This window comes from Pseudomonas sp. R-28-1W-6 (assembly GCF_009799925.1).
GTDB lineage: Bacteria > Pseudomonadota > Gammaproteobacteria > Pseudomonadales > Pseudomonadaceae > Aquipseudomonas.
The window spans coordinates 1-22,303 of sequence record NZ_WELK01000005.1 but is presented as its reverse complement, the minus strand read 5'-3'; the positions used below and the strand labels follow the sequence as shown (position 1 = coordinate 22,303).

18 protein-coding genes and 2 tRNA genes (1 of these 20 cut by a window edge) are annotated in these 22,303 nt (G+C 62.5%); 10 read left to right on the top strand and 10 right to left on the bottom strand.

What is annotated here, in order from left to right; translation table 11 throughout:
* The 5 genes from F3I62_RS20235 to ychF form a co-directional block, all read left to right on the top strand.
* Positions 1-23, top strand: a tRNA-Gln gene (locus F3I62_RS20235); it begins 152 nt to the left of the window's first position.
* An 82-nt stretch (positions 24-105) separates the two neighbouring features.
* Positions 106-1,047, top strand: coding sequence for a ribose-phosphate pyrophosphokinase (locus F3I62_RS11925; RefSeq protein WP_160489857.1), 942 nt, complete (start codon positions 106-108; stop codon positions 1,045-1,047).
* A gap of 111 nt (positions 1,048-1,158) precedes the next feature.
* Complete coding sequence (locus F3I62_RS11920; protein ID WP_160489856.1) at positions 1,159-1,758, top strand: 50S ribosomal protein L25/general stress protein Ctc; 600 nt, start codon at positions 1,159-1,161, stop codon at positions 1,756-1,758.
* A 36-nt stretch (positions 1,759-1,794) separates the two neighbouring features.
* On the top strand, positions 1,795-2,382 hold the full coding sequence (pth, locus tag F3I62_RS11915) for an aminoacyl-tRNA hydrolase (protein ID WP_160489855.1): 588 nt from the start codon (positions 1,795-1,797) through the stop codon (positions 2,380-2,382).
* Positions 2,383-2,417: 35 nt separating this feature from the next.
* Positions 2,418-3,518: a redox-regulated ATPase YchF gene (ychF, locus tag F3I62_RS11910; RefSeq protein WP_160489854.1), complete on the top strand. Its 1,101-nt coding sequence runs from the start codon at positions 2,418-2,420 to the stop codon at positions 3,516-3,518.
* Between the two features lie 210 nt (positions 3,519-3,728).
* Here the strand turns inward: ychF and F3I62_RS11905 are convergent, their stop codons facing one another.
* From F3I62_RS11905 to F3I62_RS11895, 3 genes are all read right to left on the bottom strand, one after another.
* Positions 3,729-4,841 carry a hypothetical protein gene (locus F3I62_RS11905; RefSeq protein ID WP_160489853.1) on the bottom strand — a complete coding sequence of 371 codons (1,113 nt, stop codon included), beginning with the start codon at positions 4,839-4,841 and terminating at the stop codon, positions 3,729-3,731.
* Between the two features lie 87 nt (positions 4,842-4,928).
* Positions 4,929-6,344 carry a DUF2252 domain-containing protein gene (locus F3I62_RS11900; RefSeq protein WP_160489852.1) on the bottom strand — a complete coding sequence of 472 codons (1,416 nt, stop codon included), beginning with the start codon at positions 6,342-6,344 and terminating at the stop codon, positions 4,929-4,931.
* A gap of 567 nt (positions 6,345-6,911) precedes the next feature.
* Complete coding sequence (locus F3I62_RS11895; RefSeq protein ID WP_160489851.1) at positions 6,912-9,284, bottom strand: DUF3772 domain-containing protein; 2,373 nt, start codon at positions 9,282-9,284, stop codon at positions 6,912-6,914.
* A gap of 497 nt (positions 9,285-9,781) precedes the next feature.
* On the opposite strand from F3I62_RS11895, the gene F3I62_RS11890 reads away from it, so the two are divergent.
* Both F3I62_RS11890 and F3I62_RS11885 read left to right on the top strand, forming a co-directional pair.
* A tRNA-Met gene (locus F3I62_RS11890) sits at positions 9,782-9,858 on the top strand.
* Positions 9,859-10,157: 299 nt separating this feature from the next.
* Positions 10,158-10,361, top strand: a complete 204-nt coding sequence (locus F3I62_RS11885; RefSeq protein WP_178122513.1) for a hypothetical protein — start codon at positions 10,158-10,160, stop codon at positions 10,359-10,361.
* Positions 10,362-10,491: 130 nt separating this feature from the next.
* On the opposite strand, the gene F3I62_RS11880 is transcribed toward F3I62_RS11885, so the two are convergent.
* The 5 genes from F3I62_RS11880 to F3I62_RS11860 all read right to left on the bottom strand — a co-directional run bounded on the left by F3I62_RS11880 (position 10,492) and on the right by F3I62_RS11860 (position 14,369).
* The gene (locus tag F3I62_RS11880) at positions 10,492-11,493 is read right to left on the bottom strand and encodes an isocitrate/isopropylmalate dehydrogenase family protein (RefSeq protein WP_160489850.1); all 1,002 of its coding nucleotides are present in this window, start codon (positions 11,491-11,493) and stop codon (positions 10,492-10,494) included.
* A complete protein-coding gene (locus F3I62_RS11875; RefSeq protein ID WP_372240121.1) occupies positions 11,490-12,395 on the bottom strand; it encodes a DMT family transporter in 906 nt (301 codons plus the stop codon). The genes F3I62_RS11880 and F3I62_RS11875 overlap by 4 nt, the downstream gene beginning before the upstream one ends.
* Before the next feature lies 1 nt (position 12,396).
* Entirely contained in the window at positions 12,397-13,041 is a 645-nt protein-coding gene (can, locus tag F3I62_RS11870) for a carbonate dehydratase (RefSeq protein ID WP_160489848.1), read from the bottom strand.
* 84 nt (positions 13,042-13,125) lie between these two features.
* A complete protein-coding gene (gene rimI, locus F3I62_RS11865) occupies positions 13,126-13,578 on the bottom strand; it encodes a ribosomal protein S18-alanine N-acetyltransferase (RefSeq protein ID WP_160489847.1) in 453 nt (150 codons plus the stop codon).
* Positions 13,575-14,369, bottom strand: coding sequence for an energy transducer TonB (locus F3I62_RS11860; RefSeq protein WP_160489846.1), 795 nt, complete (start codon positions 14,367-14,369; stop codon positions 13,575-13,577). The genes rimI and F3I62_RS11860 overlap by 4 nt, the downstream gene beginning before the upstream one ends.
* 172 nt (positions 14,370-14,541) lie before the next feature.
* Between F3I62_RS11860 and mksB the strand changes: the two genes are divergently transcribed.
* From mksB to mksF, 3 genes are read left to right on the top strand one after another with little or no spacing between them, the layout of a single operon-like run.
* Positions 14,542-15,792 carry an Mks condensin complex protein MksB gene (mksB, locus tag F3I62_RS11855; protein WP_160489845.1) on the top strand — a complete coding sequence of 417 codons (1,251 nt, stop codon included), beginning with the start codon at positions 14,542-14,544 and terminating at the stop codon, positions 15,790-15,792.
* Positions 15,789-16,493, top strand: coding sequence for an Mks condensin complex protein MksE (gene mksE / locus F3I62_RS11850; protein WP_160489844.1), 705 nt, complete (start codon positions 15,789-15,791; stop codon positions 16,491-16,493). Before mksB ends, mksE begins: the two co-directional genes overlap by 4 nt.
* Positions 16,490-19,309 carry an Mks condensin complex protein MksF gene (gene mksF, locus F3I62_RS11845; RefSeq protein ID WP_160489843.1) on the top strand — a complete coding sequence of 940 codons (2,820 nt, stop codon included), beginning with the start codon at positions 16,490-16,492 and terminating at the stop codon, positions 19,307-19,309. The genes mksE and mksF overlap by 4 nt, the downstream gene beginning before the upstream one ends.
* A gap of 59 nt (positions 19,310-19,368) precedes the next feature.
* Here the strand turns inward: mksF and F3I62_RS11840 are convergent, their stop codons facing one another.
* The gene (locus tag F3I62_RS11840; RefSeq protein ID WP_160489842.1) at positions 19,369-19,677 is read right to left on the bottom strand and encodes a PepSY domain-containing protein; all 309 of its coding nucleotides are present in this window, start codon (positions 19,675-19,677) and stop codon (positions 19,369-19,371) included.
* An 89-nt stretch (positions 19,678-19,766) separates the two neighbouring features.
* On the bottom strand, positions 19,767-22,067 hold the full coding sequence (locus F3I62_RS11835; RefSeq protein ID WP_160489841.1) for a PqiB family protein: 2,301 nt from the start codon (positions 22,065-22,067) through the stop codon (positions 19,767-19,769).
* Between the last annotated feature and the right edge of the window lie 236 nt (positions 22,068-22,303).

Sequence of the window (22,303 nt, the reverse complement as noted above, 5' to 3'; positions counted from 1 at the left end):
TTCGAATCCAGCCGCCCCTGCCATATATTCGAGAGCTGTTCAAAGAGCCCTGCTTTTTGAACAGCTTTTTAATTCATCGGACCCACCCTCAGGCAGGTACTGCGCGTGTCCAAGATGATGGTCTTCACGGGGAATGCTAACCCCGATCTGGCGCGTCGCATCGTGCGCCAACTGCACATCCCCCTCGGCGACGCCTCCGTAGGCAAATTCTCCGATGGCGAAATCAGCGCCGAAATCAATGAAAACGTCCGCGGTAAAGACGTCTTCATCATTCAGCCGACCTGTGCCCCGACTAACGACAACCTGATGGAACTGGTAGTGATGGCTGACGCCTTCCGCCGCTCCTCGGCTTCTCGTATCACCGCAGTCATCCCCTACTTCGGCTATGCCCGCCAGGATCGCCGTCCGCGCTCCGCCCGCGTGGCCATCAGCGCCAAGGTAGTGGCCGACATGCTGACCGTGGTCGGTATCGACCGCGTGCTCACCGTCGACCTGCACGCCGACCAGATCCAAGGCTTCTTCGATATCCCGGTAGATAACATCTACGGCTCCCCGGTTCTGGTGGATGACATCGAAGACCAGCGTTTCGACAACCTGATGATCGTCTCCCCGGATATCGGCGGCGTGGTGCGTGCGCGCGCCGTGGCCAAGTCCCTGGGTGTTGACCTGGCGATCATCGACAAGCGTCGCGAAAAAGCCAACCACTCCGAAGTGATGCACATCATCGGCGACGTGGACGGCCGCACCTGCGTACTGGTCGACGACATGGTCGACACCGCCGGCACCCTCTGCCATGCCGCCAAGGCATTGAAGGAGCACGGCGCCGCCAAGGTATTCGCCTACGCCACCCACCCGGTTCTCTCCGGGCGGGCCATCGAAAACATTGAAAACTCCGTGCTGGACGCACTGGTGGTGACCAACACCATCCCGCTGTCCGCCGCGGCACAAGCCTGCCCGCGCATCCGTCAGCTGGACATGGCCGCCGTCGTAGCTGAAGCGATGCGTCGCATCAGTAATGAAGAATCGATCAGCGCGATGTTCCGCTAACGCGAACTTCCCTGACGACCTGTGCCCCGCCGCCGTGCGGGGCTTTTTGCCCAACCGCCCACACGCTGGTCGCAAGCGCTGTTGGCGGTTTGGTTATTCTGGAGATGTGAAATGACTGTTGAATTTGCCCTGAATGCCGAAGCGCGTTCCGACCTGGGGAAAGGTGCGAGCCGCCGCCTGCGTCGTATCGCCAGCCTGGTTCCGGCTGTTATCTACGGTGGCGAGAAAGCCCCGCAATCGATCAGCCTGCAGGCCAAAGACCTGGCCAAGCTGCTGGAAAACGAAGCTGCCTTCAGCCACGTGCTGACCCTGAACGTTGCCGGCACCGCCGAAACCGTTCTGATCAAGGCCCTGCAACGTCACCCGGCCAAAGGCTTCGTGCTGCACGCCGACTTCGTTCGCGTCATCGCCGGCCAGAAGCTGAGCGCCCACGTTCCGCTGCACTTCATCAACCAGGAATCCTCGGTTGGCGTGAAGCAGCAGGGCGGCGAAGTGTCCCACACCATCGTTGAAGTCGAAGTTTCCTGCCAGCCGCAAGACCTGCCGGAATTCATCGAAGTCGACATGGCCAAGGTCGAAGTTGGTCAGATCGTTCACCTGTCCGACCTGAGCCTGCCGAAAGGCGTCGAGCTGGTGGCCCTGGCCCACGGCAACGACCTGGCTGTTGCCAACATCCACGCTTCGCGCGTGAAGGAAGAAAGCGCCGAGTAATAATCTCGCCGCTCTTCCACAATAAGGGCTCCTGACGTGACTGCCATTCAACTGATCGTCGGCCTGGGTAATCCAGGCCCCGAATACGACCAGACCCGGCATAACGCAGGAGCCCTTTTTGTTGAGCGCCTGGCCGACCGCGAACGCGTCAGCCTGAGCCCCGACAAAAAGTATTTTGGCCTGGTGGGCAAGTTCAGCCATCAGGGCCGCGATGTTCGTCTGCTCATCCCCACCACCTTCATGAACCGCAGCGGCCAGTCCGTGGCGGCCCTGGCGAATTTCTTCCGCATCCCGCCGGACGCCATCCTGGTGGCCCACGACGAACTCGACATGCCTCCCGGCGTCGCCAAACTCAAACAGGGTGGCGGGCACGGCGGGCACAACGGGCTGCGCGACATCATCGCCCAGCTCGGCAACCAGAACAGCTTCCACCGCCTGCGGCTCGGCATCGGCCATCCCGGGCACAGCAGCATGGTTTCCAACTTCGTCCTCGGCCGCGCCCCGCGCAGCGAGCAGGAGCTGCTGGACGCCAGCATCGACTTCGCCCTCGGCGTGCTGCCGGAAATGCTCGCCGGCGAATGGACCAAGGCGATGCACAAGCTGCACAGCCAGAAAGCCACCTAATCACTTTTCACCGCCTTGCGCGCGAGGGACACACCATGGGATTCAACTGCGGCATCGTCGGCCTGCCCAACGTCGGCAAGTCCACCCTGTTCAACGCCCTCACCAAATCCGGTATCGCGGCAGAGAACTTCCCCTTCTGCACCATCGAGCCGAACAGCGGCATCGTGCCGATGCCCGACGCGCGCCTGGCCGCCCTGGCCGAGATCGTCAAACCCGAGCGCGTGCTGCCGACCACCATGGAATTCGTCGACATCGCCGGCCTGGTCGAAGGCGCCTCCAAGGGTGAAGGCCTGGGCAACAAGTTCCTCGCCAACATCCGCGAGACCGACGCCATCGCCCACGTCGTACGCTGCTTCGAAGACGACAACGTGATCCACGTGTCCAACAGCGTCGACCCCAAGCGCGACATCGAGATCATCGAGCTGGAACTGATCTTCGCCGACCTCGACAGCTGCGAGAAGCAGCTGCAGAAGGTCAGCCGCAACGCCAAGGGTGGCGACAAGGACGCCGTGGCGCAGAAAGGCCTGCTGGAGAAGCTGATCCCGCACTTCACCGAAGGCAAGCCGGCACGCACCCTGCTGAAGACCCTGGGCGACGACGAGAAGCAACTGGTGCGCGGCTTCCACCTGCTCACCAGCAAGCCGGTGATGTACATCGCCAACGTCGCCGAAGACGGCTTCGAGAACAACCCGCTGCTCGACGTGGTCAAGGCCATCGCCGCCGAAGAAGGCGCCATCGTCGTCCCGGTGTGCAACAAGATCGAAGCGGAAATCGCCGAACTCGACGACGGCGAGGAGAAGGACATGTTCCTCGAAGCCCTCGGCCTCGAAGAGCCGGGCCTCAACCGCGTGATCCGCGCCGGCTACGAGCTGCTCAACCTGCAGACCTACTTCACCGCCGGGGTCAAGGAAGTGCGCGCCTGGACCGTGCGTGTCGGCGCCACGGCCCCGCAAGCGGCTGCCGTGATCCACACAGACTTCGAGAAAGGCTTCATCCGCGCCGAAGTGGTCGCCTACAACGACTTCATCCAGTACAAGGGTGAAGCCGGCGCCAAGGAAGCCGGCAAATGGCGCCTGGAAGGCAAGGACTACATCGTCAAGGACGGCGACGTGATGCACTTCCGCTTCAACGTCTAAGCCGAACTATGGATCCTGGCGGATCCAGATAGACGAAAGCCCCTTGAAGACAAGCGCTTCAAGGGGTTTTTTCTTTTTCACCAGGTTCCAACCGCCGTGGGTAGCCAGCTATATGCTTCACGCTGTCACACGGCACTCGAACAGGAAAAAACCTGCCCGGTAGCCCGACGATGACCTCGCTGCTGCGCTCCCAGGCAAATAAGCCCCCACTCAGTTCGCGGGCACGGTGATTACAGGCGTCTGCGCTGGCATGCCCGTCTCGGCAAGCGAGAACAGCACGAGAATGAACAAGAACGTCGACTTGGATTTCATGTCGCGGTCGTCGATCCAGAACCAATAGTCTCGATAGTGAACCGCGGCATAGGCATCGGCGGGGCGCTCGGTGCTCGAATGGATGCGCACCAGTGGATCGTCCCATGGACTTGGCTGCGCGGGGGCCGGTGGCATCGGAGTGGCGCGCCCCTCCTGCACATGGACGGGAGGAACTTCGATGGTCGCGGCGAGCTCCACGAATATTTCCGACATGGAGCGCGTCAGCAGGGCAATCTCGGTATCGCTTCTGGGCACCATGCCGAAGGTCAACGCCAGCTCATTGGTATCCGGGCGCAGGCGAAGAATCTCTCTCACGGCCTGACGATCATTCTCGATGTCATCGGAAACATCCCGGGTGATCATGAGCAGCACGCTTTCATCGTTCGCACGCGGATCAATTCGTATCCCCAGCGACTCCGAGCGCTGTATACGCCTTAACGCCTCGAGCAGCTGGTAGAAACGCGGATCTGCAGCACGCGTACGAGCGGGCGATGCCGATCGATTGTAGACACCGTTAGCCGCGCGGGTGGTCAATTGCAGCACACGGTCTACCGGATAGCCCGCCTGAACAAGGGAAAGAACCGCCGTTGGAGACAATGGCCGCAGCAGATAGCGGGAGAACCTCTCCCCGGAGAGCGGTGTGTAGCTGATCGTCGGACGATCCGTATACAGGCCGGTTGCGCCTAGGGTTTGGCTGTTTCCGTCGGTGGGCCATCCCGAAAACCAGCCGGCGGCGAGACTGACCTGGCTCTGCAGCGCGCTGGAGCTGATCACCGAGGAGACGTCCAGGTACACCGGCGCATCACCGTAGCGCAACTTGACGATATTGAGCAGCGTCTGTTCTTTCCAGGTTGTGGCTATCACTCCGCCATAGTCCGTGCGGTCACGCTGGATCGAGGTGGGCCCCAGCGTCCCACAGCCAGCGACATAGCAGACAACGGCAATGAGTACGACCAGACGCAGACGACACAGGGGATAAGAGATCTTCTCCGCTGAAGGTTCGTGATCCATGGCACTGCCTCATGACGCATTATTTAATGACGCCCTATAGGGGGCGGGTGAAACACAAGGCGGAGACAGTACTATGGATCGATTGCATCAATCCTCCTCTCTCAGTGCCTTGATCCGCCCTTTTTTTTCTGCGGCCACCAGCGCTGCGTAGTCCTTGGCATTTTGATTCGCATAAAGCATGGCGAATTTGCCGATGGCCCGGTCGAAGGAGTCTGTTTTCCCCAGGTAACCGCTGATCAGTGCCGCATCTCCGGATTTGGCGTGGGAACGGGCCAGGGTGAAGCCGCACAGCCCGGCGTACAGTTTCAATTGTGTAGCCGTCCCGGCTTCGATAGGTGCGGACATTTTCATGTCGCGCAACTGGCGCACGAAGAAATCGCGTCCTTTCCGGCCGCGCATCCAGCCCAGAAAAATATCGCTGGAGGACTGCATCAGGCGCTGCCCCGTGACAACGCGCTGGCCCTGATTCTCGAACTCACTCTTGCCCGCATAGGGGGCCAGCACGGAGGGGCAGGCTTCCTTGAACTGCAGGAGCAGCGGGTGGTTTTCCGCCGAGAAGAACAGACCGACGAAACAATAGGTACCGACACTGCCGATGCCAACGGCTTTGACTGCAATGTCTTCGAGGTGGTAACTATCGAAAAGTATGCGTCGCTCATGAGGCAGCGATGAACGATAGTCTTGCAGAGCCTGCCGGACCCTCTGATCAAAATCCTTTTCATGAATGTGAAAAAGTGCCGGGGGCTGGTCGACCAGGCGCCGTCGCCCCGCGACCTGGCTGCTGATCTTGGGATAAAGGTAATCGCCGACACGTACCTTTGCCTTGGCAATGATCTGCTCGCGCATTTTTCTTATTTTTTTATCGGGGGCAGTATCGATGATCGTTTGCGCATCGAGGTGGTCATACCAGACCTCCAGCGGACTTAGCTTCGACAGTTCGCGTAGGCGCTCACGGTAGGCACGCACAACTTCGACGGCGATGGCCTGGGCGTCCTTGTCGCTGAGCCGGTTATCCTGCGCGGCCACGGCAAAACTGACAGCCAGGCGCTTGACGTCCCATTCCCAGGGAGCGGGAAGGGTTTCGTCGAAATCATTGATGTCAAAAATCAGATTGCGTTCAGGAGTAGCAAACAGACCGAAGTTCAAGAGGTGGCAATCCCCGCAGGCCTGTACCCGGATGCCTGTGTGCGGGAGAGTGGCCAGGTCATGGGCCATCAACCCCGCTGAGCCACGCAAAAAGGTGAATGGGCTGGGCAACATACGTCCGTAGCGCACCGGCACCAGATCGGGCATTCGATACTTGTTGGATTCCTCAAGCAGATCGACCGGGTCACGATGCTTGCGCGGTAGTTTCCATGCTGCGTGCAGCGAGTGCGGCACGTTTTCGCATAACCGTTCCCCCTCGGCCAGGCGTTCTTTGCGCGAGCGGAACTCTGGCTCACGCTCGGCATTTTTCGCTGTTTTTACCGTAGCCTTGGCAGCCCTTTTTTTGCTCGGAGACATTTCCACTCCTTTGCTCAACTAAGTCGAACTCGCTTGGGAGCCAACCCGGGGCACGCGCCTGCCCCCTCAGCCCGCACAGTTAAAGGTCAGAAATCCAGCTCTGAGGTTGCTCGGCTGCATGTTTAACGTCGATGGCAGCCACTTATGATTTAAACGCAGCGCCATCCGCTGGCCGGCGGGCCCAGCCAACCACTTTGCTTGCTGCGCTTGCGCAGAGCCCCGTGCCTGATCAACCCGCAGGCGCGGTGCTTGCCGGACGAGAATACTCATTTCTCAATAGACCTTAACCGCCGCTGCGAACAAGGCTTTCTCTGCATAATTGTGGTGGAGAAAGGGCTCTTGTCAAAACTGTAGCAGCCCGGATATTTAGCCCTGCGGGGCTCTATTGGCCGTCATTACGACTCACGACACCACGCGGTTTACGCCGCGGTTCCATCGGAAACCGGTATCACTGCTACAACGCCCCTGAGCGCCGACGGGTTGCCGTCCTTCGACGGTAAATCCTGCACCAATAGAACAACTGGCCGGACTGATGTCATTGCACAGACACAGTGATCTTGGGCTCACTCATTTCACCAGCGTGATGCCCGCGGCCCGCAGCCGCTTAACTATTTCAAAGAGCAGCTCGCTCTTGGTGAGACTGACAACTCTCGGGCTATTCACATAACCCATTATCGACAAACTCAGTCCTTCAGGTGTCAGTTTATTGAAGCGTATGGATGGCTGGGGCTTATCAAGAATGGCTTCGTGCTCACAGCAAGTTTCATACAACAGGCTTCTGACCTGTTCCGGATCGATATCCAGAGGAAAAGTCAACTCAAGTATTATCACCCCCTGTGCGCTACCGCCCAAGGTAATATTGCGCAAGTTCTGTGAGATCAATTGCGAGTTGGGAACGATCACGATTGAGCGATCACTGAGTTGTATCTCCGTCGCGCGCACGTTGATTCGTCGAATATCCCCTTCAACCCCGCTGATGCTGATCAGATCCCCCACTTTGACCGGACGCTCGGTAAGCAGGATCAGGCCGGAGACAAAATTCTTGACGATTTCCTGCAAGCCAAATCCAACGCCCACGGACAAAGCGCTGACGATCCACGCAAGGTTGGTCCACTTGAGTCCCAATGAAGAGAGCCCCAGGAGGATGACAACGGTGTAGCCAAAGTTGCCAAAGAGTGCGCTCAGGGAAGCACACATCCCGGGATCGATATTGGTCTTGGGGAGCAACTTGGTATCCAGCCAGCGCCTGAACGAGCGGATCAGATAGATACCGACGAACAAGGCAAGCACGGCAGTCAACAGATTCCCGGGAATGATATTCAACTTGCGCAGCCAATCCCCCCCGAGAATGGTCAGCGTGCCCTCCATCAGTTGCCCCAGCGTTGTACCAATGCCACCAACAAAGAGAAATATCACGGTAAACAGTAGCAGGGTCGCTTTGCCCAGGCCCGATAGAATAATAGAAGCCTGCTCCAGACGAACGTCGTCAATCCCGAATTTTTGCTTTATAGCTTTGCCAATTGGATTATCCGGAGAGAATACATAATCGCATGTGTCTTTTATAAAATGTGCCAAAAAGTAGGTACTGGAAATGATGATGTATACCCAAGCCATCTCATAGATAGTAAATCTGGCCAAGCTGATGTAGCCAACCAACAAACAGAATAACGAGAAAATGATAGCGGCATTTGCACTCGCATAGACTATCCCTGCAAGCGCGGCGCCCTTTTGTGGAGCGCCGTCTGTAGCAACAAGCGAATTCCTGACCTTTCCGACCCTGAACAACAAAAGGCCCATCACCAAACTGATAAGCAAAGCCGCTATGCCGCGGATGAAAAGGGTAATTTGCGTGCTCATGCCAGTGACAATGCTCACCTGCACCAGCGTTACAAGAACCAATAGCATCCCGGACACGAGAGTCGGAAATGGCTTCATTGACCGTGCCACCGGGTCGGGAATTGCAGGCAGGCGCCACGAAGGATGCTCAGTGGAGAGCAAGGCTCGGCTCAGCCCGGTGATCAGCACGCACATATAAATCAGCTTTTCGAGCTCGTCAGAAAAATGCTGCAGAACAGTCGGGAGTTCCTGTTGTCGAGAGAACAAGAAGAACATCAGATGCAGCGCGCAACTGGCGGTCAGCACGGTAGCCAGTACCGTAGCAAGCGCAAGCAAGCTTCGGCGCAAGTGCCCATTGGGTATCCGATGGACGCAAAGCCAGGTCAACACCTGCTCTGCCAGCCTTCGCCCAACAGTCCAGATGGCCAGCGCCAGGATGCTAAGCACTATGGTTATTGTGCGCTGATCAGGCCGCCATATCGCTGCAAAAGCCTGTTCTGCTTGATCCATGAAAGACTGGAAGCGCGCCTGATCCTCCTGCTGCGGAGAAAACAGCGGCGACCAGAATTGGGAACCCAGGATGCTGCTCGTGCGCAGAGCCAGTTCTGTTTCCAACTGATTCCGGCGAATGCTGTCAACTTGCTCGATGAGGTTGGTGGCGCTCTCCTTTACTGTCGCCAGTATCCTTGAGTAGCTATCCACCTTGTTCTTTTCTTCGGTAAGGAATGCTCTTTGAATCGCAATGTCTGGCTTCTCGCTGGTGCGACCTGCGATTGGCGCTTCACCCAGCACATCTAGTTGAGCCTGAAGTTGTGTCTTCTCGGGAAGCAGCCGTTCGTTAATTTTGTCCGCATCGTTGATGAGCAACTGAACGGAACCCTGAAGATTTACAAGCTGGTTGTAGTTCCTGGTCATCGAAGCCTGTCGCTTCAGACTGTCCAGCCGTGCCTGCAATGCGTCCAGCTCTGCTTGGGAGATGAGCTGAAGTGAAATACTCTCACTGGCGACCGGCAGCTCAGGCCGCTCGGTGGCCGACAGCATCCCCCCAACGGGGAGAAGCAACATGAACACGACAGCGGTCAATAGATTCAACAGACTGAACATTGGCTTGCCCTGCTATGTGGCCACTCGATCCGATCGCCGATAGACGCAACCGCTACGCACCTGCCCCCGAAGCTCGGGTGTTTACAGCAGTGTAGTGGCCAAGCGCTTCTGGCCACTGATTCAGGCGCGAATCTTCAGCTTAAAGGGGCGCCTGATGAGCCAGTGACGATGGTCGTTTGAAACAGCCCCAAGGCACAGGCCGCAGCCCTCTTACAGGCGAGTGGCATGTTTCACTCTGGCGAACCCATCTCGCCGCTTTGTAGGCATCAGGATTGGAAAATCACCAAGTGGGAATGCGGCTGCCCCCTCCCCGCCCAGATACGAGCCGCCCCTCATCCGAGACCCGGCAGCTGCAGCAGGCACAGGGACGCCACTGCGCGGCGAGCGGACTTGCGACCGACGCTGGGGCGGGAGCCTAAGCGCTTGAAAGGGTGAAGTATTTCTTGTCGGAAGGGTTGACAGCGCATTACCCGGAGAGAATAATGCGCGCCTCAAACGGCTACGTAGCTCAGTTGGTTAGAGCACGGCATTCATAATGCTGGGGTCCGGGGTTCAAGTCCCTGCGTAGCCACCATACAAAACAAAGGCTTACCTTCGGGTAGGCCTTTGTGCTTTCTGGTCTTCAGAAAAGACCACCGCCCGCCTCCGATTACGCCTCTGACACTCACAGGGAACGCCAGCGCCCCGATCCGCGAAAGAGCAGATCACAGCCGATAGCGCCGACATGCCCCATCGTAGCCAGACCGCCTCTATAAAAGGCCCTATAATCCGGCCGATCGGCACACCGGCCGAACCTGAAGCGGTGAAGGGCTGGGATGGTGATGCGCAGGACGCGGCGAGACACCGGCACGCTCAAGTAAACGGAAGATCAATGTGAAAGACGACTTCGAGAATATCCGGGCGGAACGTGACACCCCGCTCTACCGGCAAGCACCGACCAACAACCACTCGGGGCTCTGGAAGCAGATCGCCCTAGGCATCATCGTCGGCTATTCCGTGCTTGGCATACTGAGCGCGATTGGCTGGCTGATCTTCCTGAAACTGGCGATGGGCACTCTGCAGATCAACATCCCCTGAAGCCGACTTAGGCCAACAGGACAGTTGAAAAACAGCCCCATCAGGAAGAATCGGGGGCATATCCCGGCAGAGGCATTCGCAGGAAAAGGCTTCAGCGCAGGCCGCCCCCCTTTTCCCTGACCAGCCACAGTCAGGCCAGACGCGCCAACACCCCTTGCGCCACCACCCTGGTGGTCTCTCCCGCCAGGTCAGCGCGCCATTCCTCGCGCAGAAAGCCCTCTACCGCCTGCTCCACGCGCCGAGCCAGATCGTCGCGCTGCCAGTGGTGGCGCAGCAGCAGGGCCGCGCTGAGGATGGCCGCCAGCGGGTTGGCCCGGCCGCTGCCGACGATGTCGGGGGCGCTGCCATGCACCGGCTCGGCCAGGGCCAGGCCGTTGCCCCAGTTCAGCGAAGGCGCCAGGCCCAGGCCACCGCTCCAGTGGCAGGCCAGGTCGGAGAGGATATCGCCGAACAGGTTGCTGGTGACGATCAGGTCAAACGCCTCGGGTTGCGCCACCAGCTGCAAGGCCGCGACATCCACCAGGCGCTCGTCCAGCTGCGCCCCCCAGCCGGCCGCCTCGAGTTGCGCGCGGCAGGTGTCGCGGAACAGGCCGCAGGTCAGCGGCAAGACATTGGCCTTGTGCACCAGGGTGATGCGGCGCGCCTGGCGCTGCGCCGCGACCTCGGCCGCCATGCTCGCCAGCCGGCTGCAGGCGGCGCGACTGATGACCCGCTCGGCAATCGCCACGCCCTCCTCCTGCCAGTGTTCGCGGCCGCTGTAGAGCCCCTCGCTGTTCTCGCGCAGGATCAGCAGATCCACCCCGGCCTTGGGCGAAACCCGCGGCCAGCTGCGAACCGGGCGCAGGTTGACGTTGAGGCCGAGCCGCTGGCGCAGGGTGAGGATGGCGCTGCGATAACCGGGCACCACGCCAGTGGGCGACGATACCGCGCCGAACAGGCCGGCCCCGCAGCCCTGCATGGCCTGGAGCGTGGCCTCGGGCACCGCGACGCCGTGGCGCTGGAAGCAGTCCCAGCCCGCCTCGGCCTCGACCAGGCGCAAATCCGGCAGCAGGCGCTGCAATACCGCGACGGCCACCGGCACCACTTCGCGGCCGATGCCGTCGCCGACAATCACGCAGAGAGCATGGCTCATGCCCGGCTCTCCTGCAGGCGGCCCGCCAGCAACAGCCCCAGCAGGATCAGGCCGCCGCCGATCCAGTGGTAGGCCTGCAAGCCCTCATCGAGCAGCAGCCAGGCCAGCAGGGCGGTGAACACCGGCATCAGGTAATTGCTCATGGCCGTGCGCGCCGCCCCCAGCTCGCGCAGGCCGATATTCCACAGCTGGTAGGCGATCACCGAGGCGAACAGCGCGGTGTAGCCGATGGCACCGAGATTCGCCGGGCTGGGCTCGAAGCGCACGCCCCGCCACTGATCCCAGGCATACAGCGGCGTGAGCATGAGCAGGCCGAGCAGCACCAGAGCCCCCAGCAGGGTGAACGGCGGCAGCTGGAAGTAGCGGTTCCAGCGCCGCAGCAGCAAGGAATACAGCGCCCAGTCCAGGGTCGCCAGCAGCATCAGCAGGTCCCCCTGGGCGAACGACAGGCTGCTCAGCACGCCCCAGTCACCCTGGCCGATCAGCCAGAACAAGCCCAACAGCGCCAGGCCCAGGCCGAACCAGGCGCGCCGCGCCGGCCATTCGCCCAGCAGCAGGCCGGCGCCGACGAAGGTCGCCAGCGGCAGGCAGGTGCTGACCAGGCTGAGGTTGATCGCCGCGGTGCTCAGCGCCGCGGTATACAGCAGGCAGTTGTACAGGGCGATCGCCAGCAACGCCGCCACCCAGAGGCGCCAGCCCGCGGCGCGCAGGACCTGACGATGACGCCAGAGCGAGGGACCGACCAGCGGCAGGAGGATCAGCAGCGCCACCGCCCAGCGCCAGAAGGCCAGCGACAGCGGCGGGATCGGCCCGCTAAAGGCCCGCGCGACCAGCGAGTTACCGGCCCAGAACAGGCTCGCCAGGGCCAAACCGAGCCAGGCGAGGAGTTGCGGGCGGGGCACCTCAGGACTGCCCGAGCGGGCGCAGGCGGTACTGGGGCGGCAGTTGTTCCAGGCCGCTGACGGTGACGTTGAGGTTCTTCCAGCGACCGTCCTTGATGCCATAGATGCAGCCGTGCACGGCAATCTCCTGGCCGCGGTGCCAGGCGTTCTGCACGATGCTGGTGTGGCTGACGTTGGCCACTTGGTGGATCACGTTGAGTTCGCAGAGACGGTCGACCTTTTCCTCTTCGCCTTCGAACTGGGCGAAGTGGTCGCGGTGCTCGTAGTAGAGGTCGCGGATGGTGCGCAGCCAGCCGTCGATCAGGCCGAACTGGCGATCCTGCATGGCCGCCCGTACCCCGCCGCAACCATAGTGGCCGGTGACCAGGATGTGCTTGACCCGCAGCACGTCGACCGCGTACTGGATCACCGACAGGCAGTTGAGGTCGGTGTGCAGCACCACGTTGGCCACGTTGCGATGGACGAACAGGTCGCCGGGCAACAGACCGACGATCTCGTTGGCCGGTACCCGCGCGTCCGAACAGCCAATCCACAGGTATTCCGGGGCCTGCTGCTTGGCCAGCGTGGCGAAGAACTCCGGGTCTTCCTGGTTGATCGTCTCGGCCCAGCGCGCGTTGTTGTCGAACAGGTGCTGCAGATCGTTCATGGCTAATCCTCCAGGCTCGCGCCGCACCATACGGAGCGACTGGTGCTTTGACAAGCTGACATCAGGCGCACCACCGATGGGCGATCAGTCGAGCAGCGTGCAGGCCATCACCAGGGCATCTTCACGCCCGCCCGGCGCTGGATAGTAATCGCGGCGCCGGCCGATCTCGTTGAAGCCGTAGCGCTCGTACAGGCGATAGGCCGACTGGTTGCTGGCGCGCACTTCGAGAAAGCACTCGCCGGCATTCAGCACCATGGCCCGGCGCATCAGGTGCTCCAGCAGCTGCAGGCCGTAACCCTTGCCCTGGCTCTGCGGGCGCACGGTGATATTGAGCAGGTGGGCCTCATCGATGATCACCTGGATCACCCCATGGCCGACCTGTTCGTCGCCCTCGAACATCACCCAGCAGTCGTAGGACTTCAGGCCGTCCTCGAAGATGCCGCGGGTCCAGGGATGGCTGAAGGCGGCGGCTTCGATCTGCAGCACGCGGTCGAGATCCGCCGCGGTCATCGGGCGGAAGGTAATGGCATTGCTCATGCGGAAGGTTTCCAGCGCTGCATGACCCGACGCATGGCCTGCCACAGTTCGCGCTTGCGTTCGGGCTCGTCCATCAGCAGTTCAAGACCCGGCAGCGCCCAGGCAGCACCCAGGCCATCGATGGTCAGTTCGCGGTTGAAGGCCTCGGCATCCGCTTCGCCGGCGAAGCGCACGGCCGGCAGGCCGACCAGCCACAGGCAGGCGCAGGGCTGGCTTTCCAGCTGGCCGGCCAGCACGCCCTGCACGTAGTCGCGGGCGGCATCCGGGCCCTGGTCGAGGTTGCCGCGCGAAAGCAGCGGCCAGCGGATCGGCGAACCGTCGCCGACCTGCTGCGGGCTGTCCGGCAGGCCGGCGGCGCGCAGCAGGTCTTTCAATAGAAGGTAGGCCGGGTCGCGGCTCTGGAAGGATTCGCCGGTGGGCAACTCGACCAGCAGAGCGCAGTCGCCGGCACGCAGCAATTGCAGGGCGAAACGCGGCGGCGCTACGGGCGTAGCGCGGGTCGGTGCCGGAGTGTCTTCTTCGGTCGCAGCCGGTTCGGCCTTGATCATCGGTTTGGGCATCTGCACCGCCGGGCGCGGCACTTCGACGCTCGGGCGCGGCGCCGGCGCTTCCTCGCGCACCGCTGCAGGGGCGGCAGCGACAACCGGCGCGACCACCTGCGGCTGCGGCTCGGGCAATGGCTGCAGCAGCTCGGCCCGCGAAGGCGCGGCAAAGGGCAACACACTGCGCGGCAGCCAGCTGACCACCTGCATGGCGGTCAGATAGGCGCGGCGACGGGCTTCTTCGATCAAGGCTGAGAGTTCCTGTGGCGAGCAGCGGGCCCGCACTATATGGCCGGGAATTGTGGCCTGAATCGGCGTTGCGGGAAAGGCCGAAGGCCGTTTCGACACCCGGTCGGCCAGCCCGCGACCTTTGCAGTACAATCCCGGCTTTTGCGAAAAATGCACCCAGCAGGATGCCCCGATGATTGACCCCAAGCGCGTATTGCGCGCCCTCGCCGAGCACTGGACGCTGCTCGAACCGCTGTGCGAGCGCTTCGATGCCGGTACCCTGAGCCTGGTGGAGCTGCGCAACCAGCTCGGCGCCCAGCTGCCCGAGGGCAGCCCTGCCGACATCACCGCCCTGCTCGACCAGTGGATCCGCCTGGATATCCTGGTGCCGGTGGCCAAGAGCCCCAACCGCTTCGAGTTGAACGCGCAGATCCACGACTTCCTCGCCTACCTGCGGCGTGAACACCGCCTCGGCCTGTGCCTGGAAATCGAAGCCTACCTGCGCCACCTGGAGCGCCTGGCCGGCTATATCCAGGACGCCTTCGAGGTGCGCGACGGTAACGACCTGGCGCGCCAGCTGCGTCTGCTCGATATGCGTGTGCGCGATGTACTGAAGAAGCTCGGCAACGACGAGCAGGCGCTGATCGGCGTGGCCGAGCGGGCCAAGACCAGCGACCGGCAGATTCCGCTACGCCAGCGTTACGCCGAGGTACTGGCGACCTGGGACGAATACGTCGAGCCGATGATCCAGCTGGTCGCCGCCGACGGCGCGTTCGAGCAGGGCGTGCGCCGCGTCGAGCAGGTGCTGCTCAAGCTGCTCGGCGAACAGCAACGTCTCGGCCAGCTGGTCGACGACGACCTGCTGCTGCGCACCCACGCGCGCATCCTGGAAATGCAGACCACCGCCCAGCTGACCCTGCGCAAGGCCCGCGAGCTGCTGCTGCCGCTGCGCGAGGAAGCGCGCCGGCACAACGCCGTGACCCGTGGCGCGGCGCTGGCCCTGGCGGCGATCCGCAAGAAGGGCCTGGACGCCGTGCCGCAGGCATCCCTGCCGCTGCACAGCCGCCCGCAGAGCACCTTCCTCGGTACCGCCTCGCAGGTCGAGGCCTACGTCTACGCCCTGGCCCGCTTCGAGCCCAAGCCGTCGCAGTTCCCCAAGGCCAGCGGCACGCGCAAGGGCGAACCGCAACGCGCGCCACGCACCGCGCGCGAGATGATCGAGCGCTGCGAGCAGGCCCTGCCGCTGCCGGACCTGATGGGCTGGCTGCTGGAGCAGGAACCCACCGGCGCCACCGACGAATTGCTCTACTGGTTCTCGCGCCTGTCGCGCGACAGCCGCTTCCAGCGTGAGCGCCTCGAGCGCCGCGACTACCTCACCCGCGAGCATCAGGTCAGCCTGAGCTCCTACGCCCTGATCAAGCCGGCCGGGACCACTACCGCATGAATATCGACCTGAAAGAACTGACCCAGCTGGCGCCGATCTTCCGCGAGCTGTTCAAGGGCTACCACATCAGCCGCCGCGACCCGGAGCTGTACACCCAGCTGTCCAACCTGCAGGACCAGTACCGCGCGCTGTTCAAGTCGCTCGGCTACGAGCTGACCTGCGACACCCGCGGCTTCTACTACTTCGTCCCCGAGCAAATGGGCGCCCAGGTCAACAAGACCGCCCAGCGCCTGGCGCTGTTCACCTTCATCCTGGTCGAGCACCTCGCCGACCAGGGCCGCGACCCACTGGCCGTGCTCGACGGCGGCAGCCTCGGCCGCGACGAGCTGCCGCCGCTGTTGGACAAGTACAAGGACTTGTTCCTGCAGGCCGAAGTCACCACCCAGGAGGAACTGGAAGAGAAGGTCATGCGCCGCCTGGTCCAGCTCGGCTTCGCCAGCGAGGACAACGGTGTGTACCGCTTCCTCGCGCCGATGCACCGCTTCCTCGACGTGTGCCTGTCCGTGCAGCAGGACCGCGACCTCGCGGCCAGCCTGCACAGCGCCCTGCCGCTGCCGACCCCGATGCTGGTCGCCGATGAGGTCGAGGACGAGATCGTGATCATCGAACCCGCCGAAGAAATCGCCCGCGAAGAAAACGAGGAAGACGCCCTGGCCCGCGCCATGGCCGAAGAACGTGAAGCCCAGGAGATCGACGCATGAGCCAGGAACGCTACGGCATCCGCCGCTTCGCCCTGCTGAACACCGCCGGCTACAGCCTCGGCCTGTTCCCGCTGGAAAACCCGCTGTCGGTGTATGGCGCCAACAACCTGGGTAAATCGGCGTCGATCAACGCCCTGCAGTTCCCGATCCTGGCGCGCATGTCCGACATGAGCTTCGGCAAGTACAGCCTGGAGGCCTCGCGCAAGTTCTACTTCGCCAGCGACACCAGCTACATCCTGGTCGAGATCGCCCTGCCCCACGGCCCGCATGTGATCGGCGTGGCCGGGCGCGGCCCGGGTGGCGGCTTCGGTCACCAGTTCTTCGCCTACCGCGGCGAGCTGGACCTGCAGCACTACCAGAGCAACGGCACCTGCCTGCGCCAGCGCGAGCTGTTCAACAACCTCGGTCAGGCCGGCATCGTCGCCTATGAATTGAAGCCCGAGGAGCTGCGCCGCCTGCTGGTCGGCGGGCACACCTCGATTCCGCTGGATCTGACCCTGATCCCGCTGCGCTCCACCAGCGAGCAGAGCCTGAAGACCTTCCGCGCGCTGTTCATCAACCTGCTGCACATGCGCGAGATCACCGCGGCCAAGCTCAAGCAGCTGTTCCTCGATGCCTTCGAGCACAGCCTGCGCTCGGGCAGCGTCGATTACATCGCCGCCACCGAAGAAGCCTTCCGCGACGTGCGCCGCATGGAGCAGGACTACCAGGCGCTGGTCACCGCCGGCCCGCTGATCGAGGCGCTGTCCGCCGGCGTGGCCCAGCGTGAAGTGCTGCGCGGCAAACTGCATCGCCTGTCGCCGCTGCTGGATAACCTGCTCGGCACCTGGCAGGACTACGCCGGCGCGCGCCGCGACGAACTGCTGGCCCAGCACGAGCACTACCGCGCCGAGCAGGATGGTCTGCAGCATGAGCAGCGCGGCGGCACCCAGGAGCTGATGCGCCTGGAGCGCGAGATCAGCGAGATCCAGCGCTGGATGGGCGAGCTGGCGGTGCTGAAGAACCGCTTCGCCCTGGTCGACGATGTGAAGGTACTGGAGGCGCAACTGCTCGCCGCCAAGGACGCCCACGACGAACTGGCCGGCGCCCTGGCGCAGTCGCGGCAGTTCTCCGCCGAGGATCTGGACGAGCGCCTGCGCGATCTGGAGAAACGCCTGAAGTCGGTCAAGCAGCAGCTCGACCATGCAGACAACAACAGCTACTCGCGCCTGCGCGAAGAGTTCAGCCAGGCCGACGTCGACCGCCTGATGCGCCTGTTCAACGGCCAGCTGTTCAGCCTGCCGCTGGGCGAGAAAGGCATCCAGGCCGAGGGCGACGACTGGGTCAAGGCCGTGGAAGCGGTGCTCGATCGCTTCAAGGGCGAGCAGTTCAGCGTGCCCGGCCTGACCATCGACCTGTCGCACATCGAGCCGCCGGCCCTGCAGGCCCTGGCCGACCGCGCCGCCCTGCGCGACCAGCGCGACCGCCTGGAGCGCGAGCTCAAGCAGCTGAAAACCCAGCAGGCGGTGGCCGCCGACCGCGCGGCGAGCAAGGCCCAGGCCGAGCAGCTGTACAAGGACGTGCTGGATGCGCAGAAGGCCCTGGAAGACTTCCGCCGCTGCCAGACCCTGTCCGCCGAGGACGCCAGCAAGCTGGAGCAACTGGCGCAGCTGGAAGCCGCCCAGGACGAACTCAAGCGCGCGGCGGACGCCTTCACCGAACGCGTGCAACAGCTGTCCGCCAAACTGCAGCTGGTCGGTCGCCAACTGGCCGACTTGGAAGCCAAGCAACGCACCCTGGAAGACGCCCTGCGCCGTCGCCAGCTGCTGCCGGCCGACCTGCCCTTCGGCGCGCCCTTCATGGACCCGGTCGACGACTCGCTGGACAACCTGCAGCCGCTGCTCAACGACTACCAGGACAGCTGGCAGGCGCTGCAGCGCATCGATGGGCAGATCGAGGCGCTGTACGCCCAGGTACGCCTGAAGGGCGTGGCCAAGTTCGACAGCGAGGACGACGTCGAGCGCCGCCTGCACCTGCTGGTCAACGCCTACGCGCACCGCCAGGACGAGGCGCTCACGCTGGCCAAGGCGCGCCGTGCAGCGGTCACCGATATCGCCCGGACCCTGCGCAATATCCGCAGCGACTACGACAACCTGGAACACCAGCTGGCGCTGTTCAACCGCGAGATCAACAAGCGCCAGGTGTCCAACCTGGAGAGCTTCCGCATCGTCCTGGCGCCGAACAAGGACGCGCTCAAGCACATCGACCAGATCATCCACAGCGCCGGCCAGTACGAGGAAGGCGAGACCCTGTCGGTGTTCGACCTGCAGCAGAGCGGCGATCAGGACGCCAAGAACGAGGAAGCCAAGGAGTACCTGGCACGCCTGGTGGCGGCCAACCACAACCAGCTGGGCCTCAAGGACCTGTTCGAACTGGCCTTCGAGATCACCAAGGTCGGCGGCCAGCCGGTGATGCACACCGACATCGACGGCGCCGCGTCCAACGGCACCACCATGACCATCAAGGCGCTGACCAACATGTACCTGTTGCTGCACCTGATGGACCGCGAGCAGGCCGGCAAGGTGCGCCTGCCCTACTACCTCGACGAGGCGGCGGACATCGACGAGCGCAACCAGCAGGCGCTGATCGAGACCAGCCTGCAGCTCGGTTTCGTGCCGATCCTCGCCTCGGTCAAGCCGCAGGTCTCGGCCCACGTGGCCATCGACCTGGAAGGCGGCAGCGGGCCGAACGGCATCTACATCGACGAGGCGGACTGGAAGTACATCAAGCGCCGCGAGACAGTGACGGCCGTCGAGCCGCAAAGCGAGCCGGCCTGACACGCCAGCCAGAAACGACAAGGGCCGCGCAATGCGGCCCTTGTCGTTTTGGCGATGGATCAGTCGTCCTGATGGTCTTTCAGCACCTGGCCATTGCCGGCATCCAGCTCCAGGTCCCACTGCACGCCCTGCGCGTCGCGCAGCTCCACCTGGTAGATGTAGCGGCCGTATTCCTCTTCCAGCTCGGTCTCTTCGATCTTGCTGCCAGGGTGCTTGGCCAGGGCTGCTTCATTGAGCTGGTCAAAGTGCTGGATGGTGCCGGCATCGCGCAGCTTCAGCGCTTCATCCGGGCCGAGGTCGCGGGCCTGGGCAATGCCTGCGGTGGCGGCCAGAGCAGTGATGGCAAACAGGGTGGTCAGCTTGTTCATGTACAGTCTCCATTGGGGCTGTTGGTTTCGACAGGAACCAAGATAACCACGTCGACTTAACTCAAGCTGAATCCGCCCATTTGCTCAATCTACTTGTCCAGCACGATCTTCGGCGCCCACTTCAGCCATTCCTCGCTGACTTCATCGTTTAGCGCATAAGTCTGCCCCGGACGGGCGGGACCGCCCATCTGCGGATTGTCCGGGGTGGCGAAGGCGATGCCGCCTTCGATCAAGGCCTCCAGTGACTCGGTGCGCACCTTCACCCCCTTGAATAGCCCCGCCTCCACGCCGATGCCGCTGGCGTTCCAGAACCGGCTACCGCTGCGCACAAGGGGTGCATAGCGTGGCTCGATGAGGATATGCACCAACACGCGATCGGAGGTCGGCCCCAGCTCGAAATGGGTCACCTTGCCTACCGGCACCTCGCGGTAGCTGACCACCACGCCGGGCTTGATCGATCCCCTCCGTGCGGTGCTCAGCACCACCCGCAAGCCGGCCTCGCTCACGCCGCGTGTGGGCGCCTCTGCGTGGGACTCGAAATAGGTCTGGGCTTTGCCCGGCTTGTCCGCAGGCTGAACTTCCAGATACTGGCCGCTGACCAGGGTTTCCAGATTGGCGGTACGCGCCAGGCCCAGTTGCGGTTTGACCACCCAGAAGGAGCTGCCGACACTGGCAATCCGTGCAGATGCCTTGGTGATCCGCGCATTGAGCAATACGGCCTGCAGATCGTCGGTCAGCTCCACCGTTTCGATCTTGCCGACCTCCAGCCCCTTGTAGCGAATCGGCGTGCCAGGGTTGAGGCCGTCGCCGCTGCCCACCTTGATCTGGATCGCCACACCTTCCTGCAGCGCGCTTTCGCGGTCGTCGTGCAGGGTGAAGCGCTGGATCTTGCGACTGACCGGCGCCTTCAGATCGGGGGTATCGAAAGACACACCGCCGGCCAGCAGGCTCTGCAGCGACTCGCTCTTGACCTCGATTCCCGACAGCCCACCAGTGAGGCGAATCCCGCTGGCATTCCAGAAGCGCGTCGAGCTGTTCACCAGCTTGGCGTATTCGGGTTCGATATGAGCGCCCAGCACGACCCGTTTCTGGTCGCGGGCGAACTGATAGCTCTGGATGCTGCCGACCTTGACCTGGCGATAGAGGATCGGACTACCCACCTCCAGCGAGCCCAGGTTTTCGCTGAACAACACCAGGTGCAGTCCAGGCGCGCCCGGGTCCAGAGGAGGTGCCTTGTCACGGGCGACGAACTCGCGCAGCTGCGCACCGCCCTTCTCACCCGGACGAATGGCGATGTAGTTACCCTTGACCAGGGCTTCCAGGCCCGTGATGCCAGCCAGCGAAATCGAGGGTTTGACCATCCAGAAATCGGTGCCTTCGACCAGATAGTCTTCGGTACGCGGATCCAGCATCAGCTCCACGCTGGCGCCGCTCAGATCCTCGTCAACCTTGAAGGTCTTCATGTAGCCAACCTGAATGCCCTTGTACATCACTGGCGTACGGCCCGGCTCAAGGCCTTCGAAGTCATGCAGCTTGAGGGCGACCTTGATCCCCGCCTGGGCATCATCGAAGTCCTCGTAAAGCCGGAACGGCAGGCTCGGATCCGTGGGAGGGCTGTCCTTGCGGTGCTCCGGGGTGGCGAAGGCTATGCCGCCGGCGACGATGCTCGCCAGCGACTCGGTACGCACCTTGACGCCGGAAAGACCGGCATCGATGGTCATGCCACTGGCGTTCCAAAAGCGCGTGTGTTTGCGCACCAGGGAGGCATATTCCGGCTGGATGAACACCTTGACCTCGACCGTGCTCTGGTCCTCGCCCAGGGTATAGCTCTTCACCCGGCCGACCTGGATCTGCTTGTAGAACACAGGGCTGTCGCGGTTCAGCGAGCCCAGACGATCCGCCTTGAGCGTGAGGTGCAAGCCGGGAACAGTATCCGCCAGAGGTGGCGGCTCGAGCAGGGCGGTGAACTCGCGTACCGGCGTGCCATCTCCGGGACTGGCGGTAATGTAGTTACCGGAAACCAGGGTTTCCAGACCGGTAATGCCGGCCAGCGAGACACTCGGTTTGACCAGCCAGAAGCGGGTATTGCTGCGCAGGTGTCGTTCGACCCGCTTGTCCATCTCGATGGTCGCGCGCACGCCACGCTGCTTGCCGCTGTCGTCAATTTCCAGAGCGACTACCTTGCCGATCGGCATGCCCTTGAAGATCACCTCGGTCTTGCCGGCCTGAATCCCGTCTCCGCTGGGGAAATACACATGAATCTCGATGCCGGCCTGGTTGTAGGCACGCCAACCGAGCCAGCCGCCGATCAGCAAGGCAATCAGCGGTAGGACCCAAATGGCCGACCAGTTGGTGGTACGGCGGGTTTTGGCTGTATTCAGCTCGGTCATGATCGAGATCAGACTCCATTCCAGAACAAACTAGGGCTGGGGAAATGCCCCCGCAGAAGCAACAGTCGACAGACCAACAGGCCTGCATGCATGAGCTTGAGTAGAGCAATGAAGCATAAGGTATGGCAAGGCAGGAAGCAGCATTGCTCCCAGATTCTGCAGTACCGACCAGTTTCTGCGGCGCAAAGACAAACCCCCGACCATCTTTCGATGATCGGGGGTTTGGGATAGGAGCT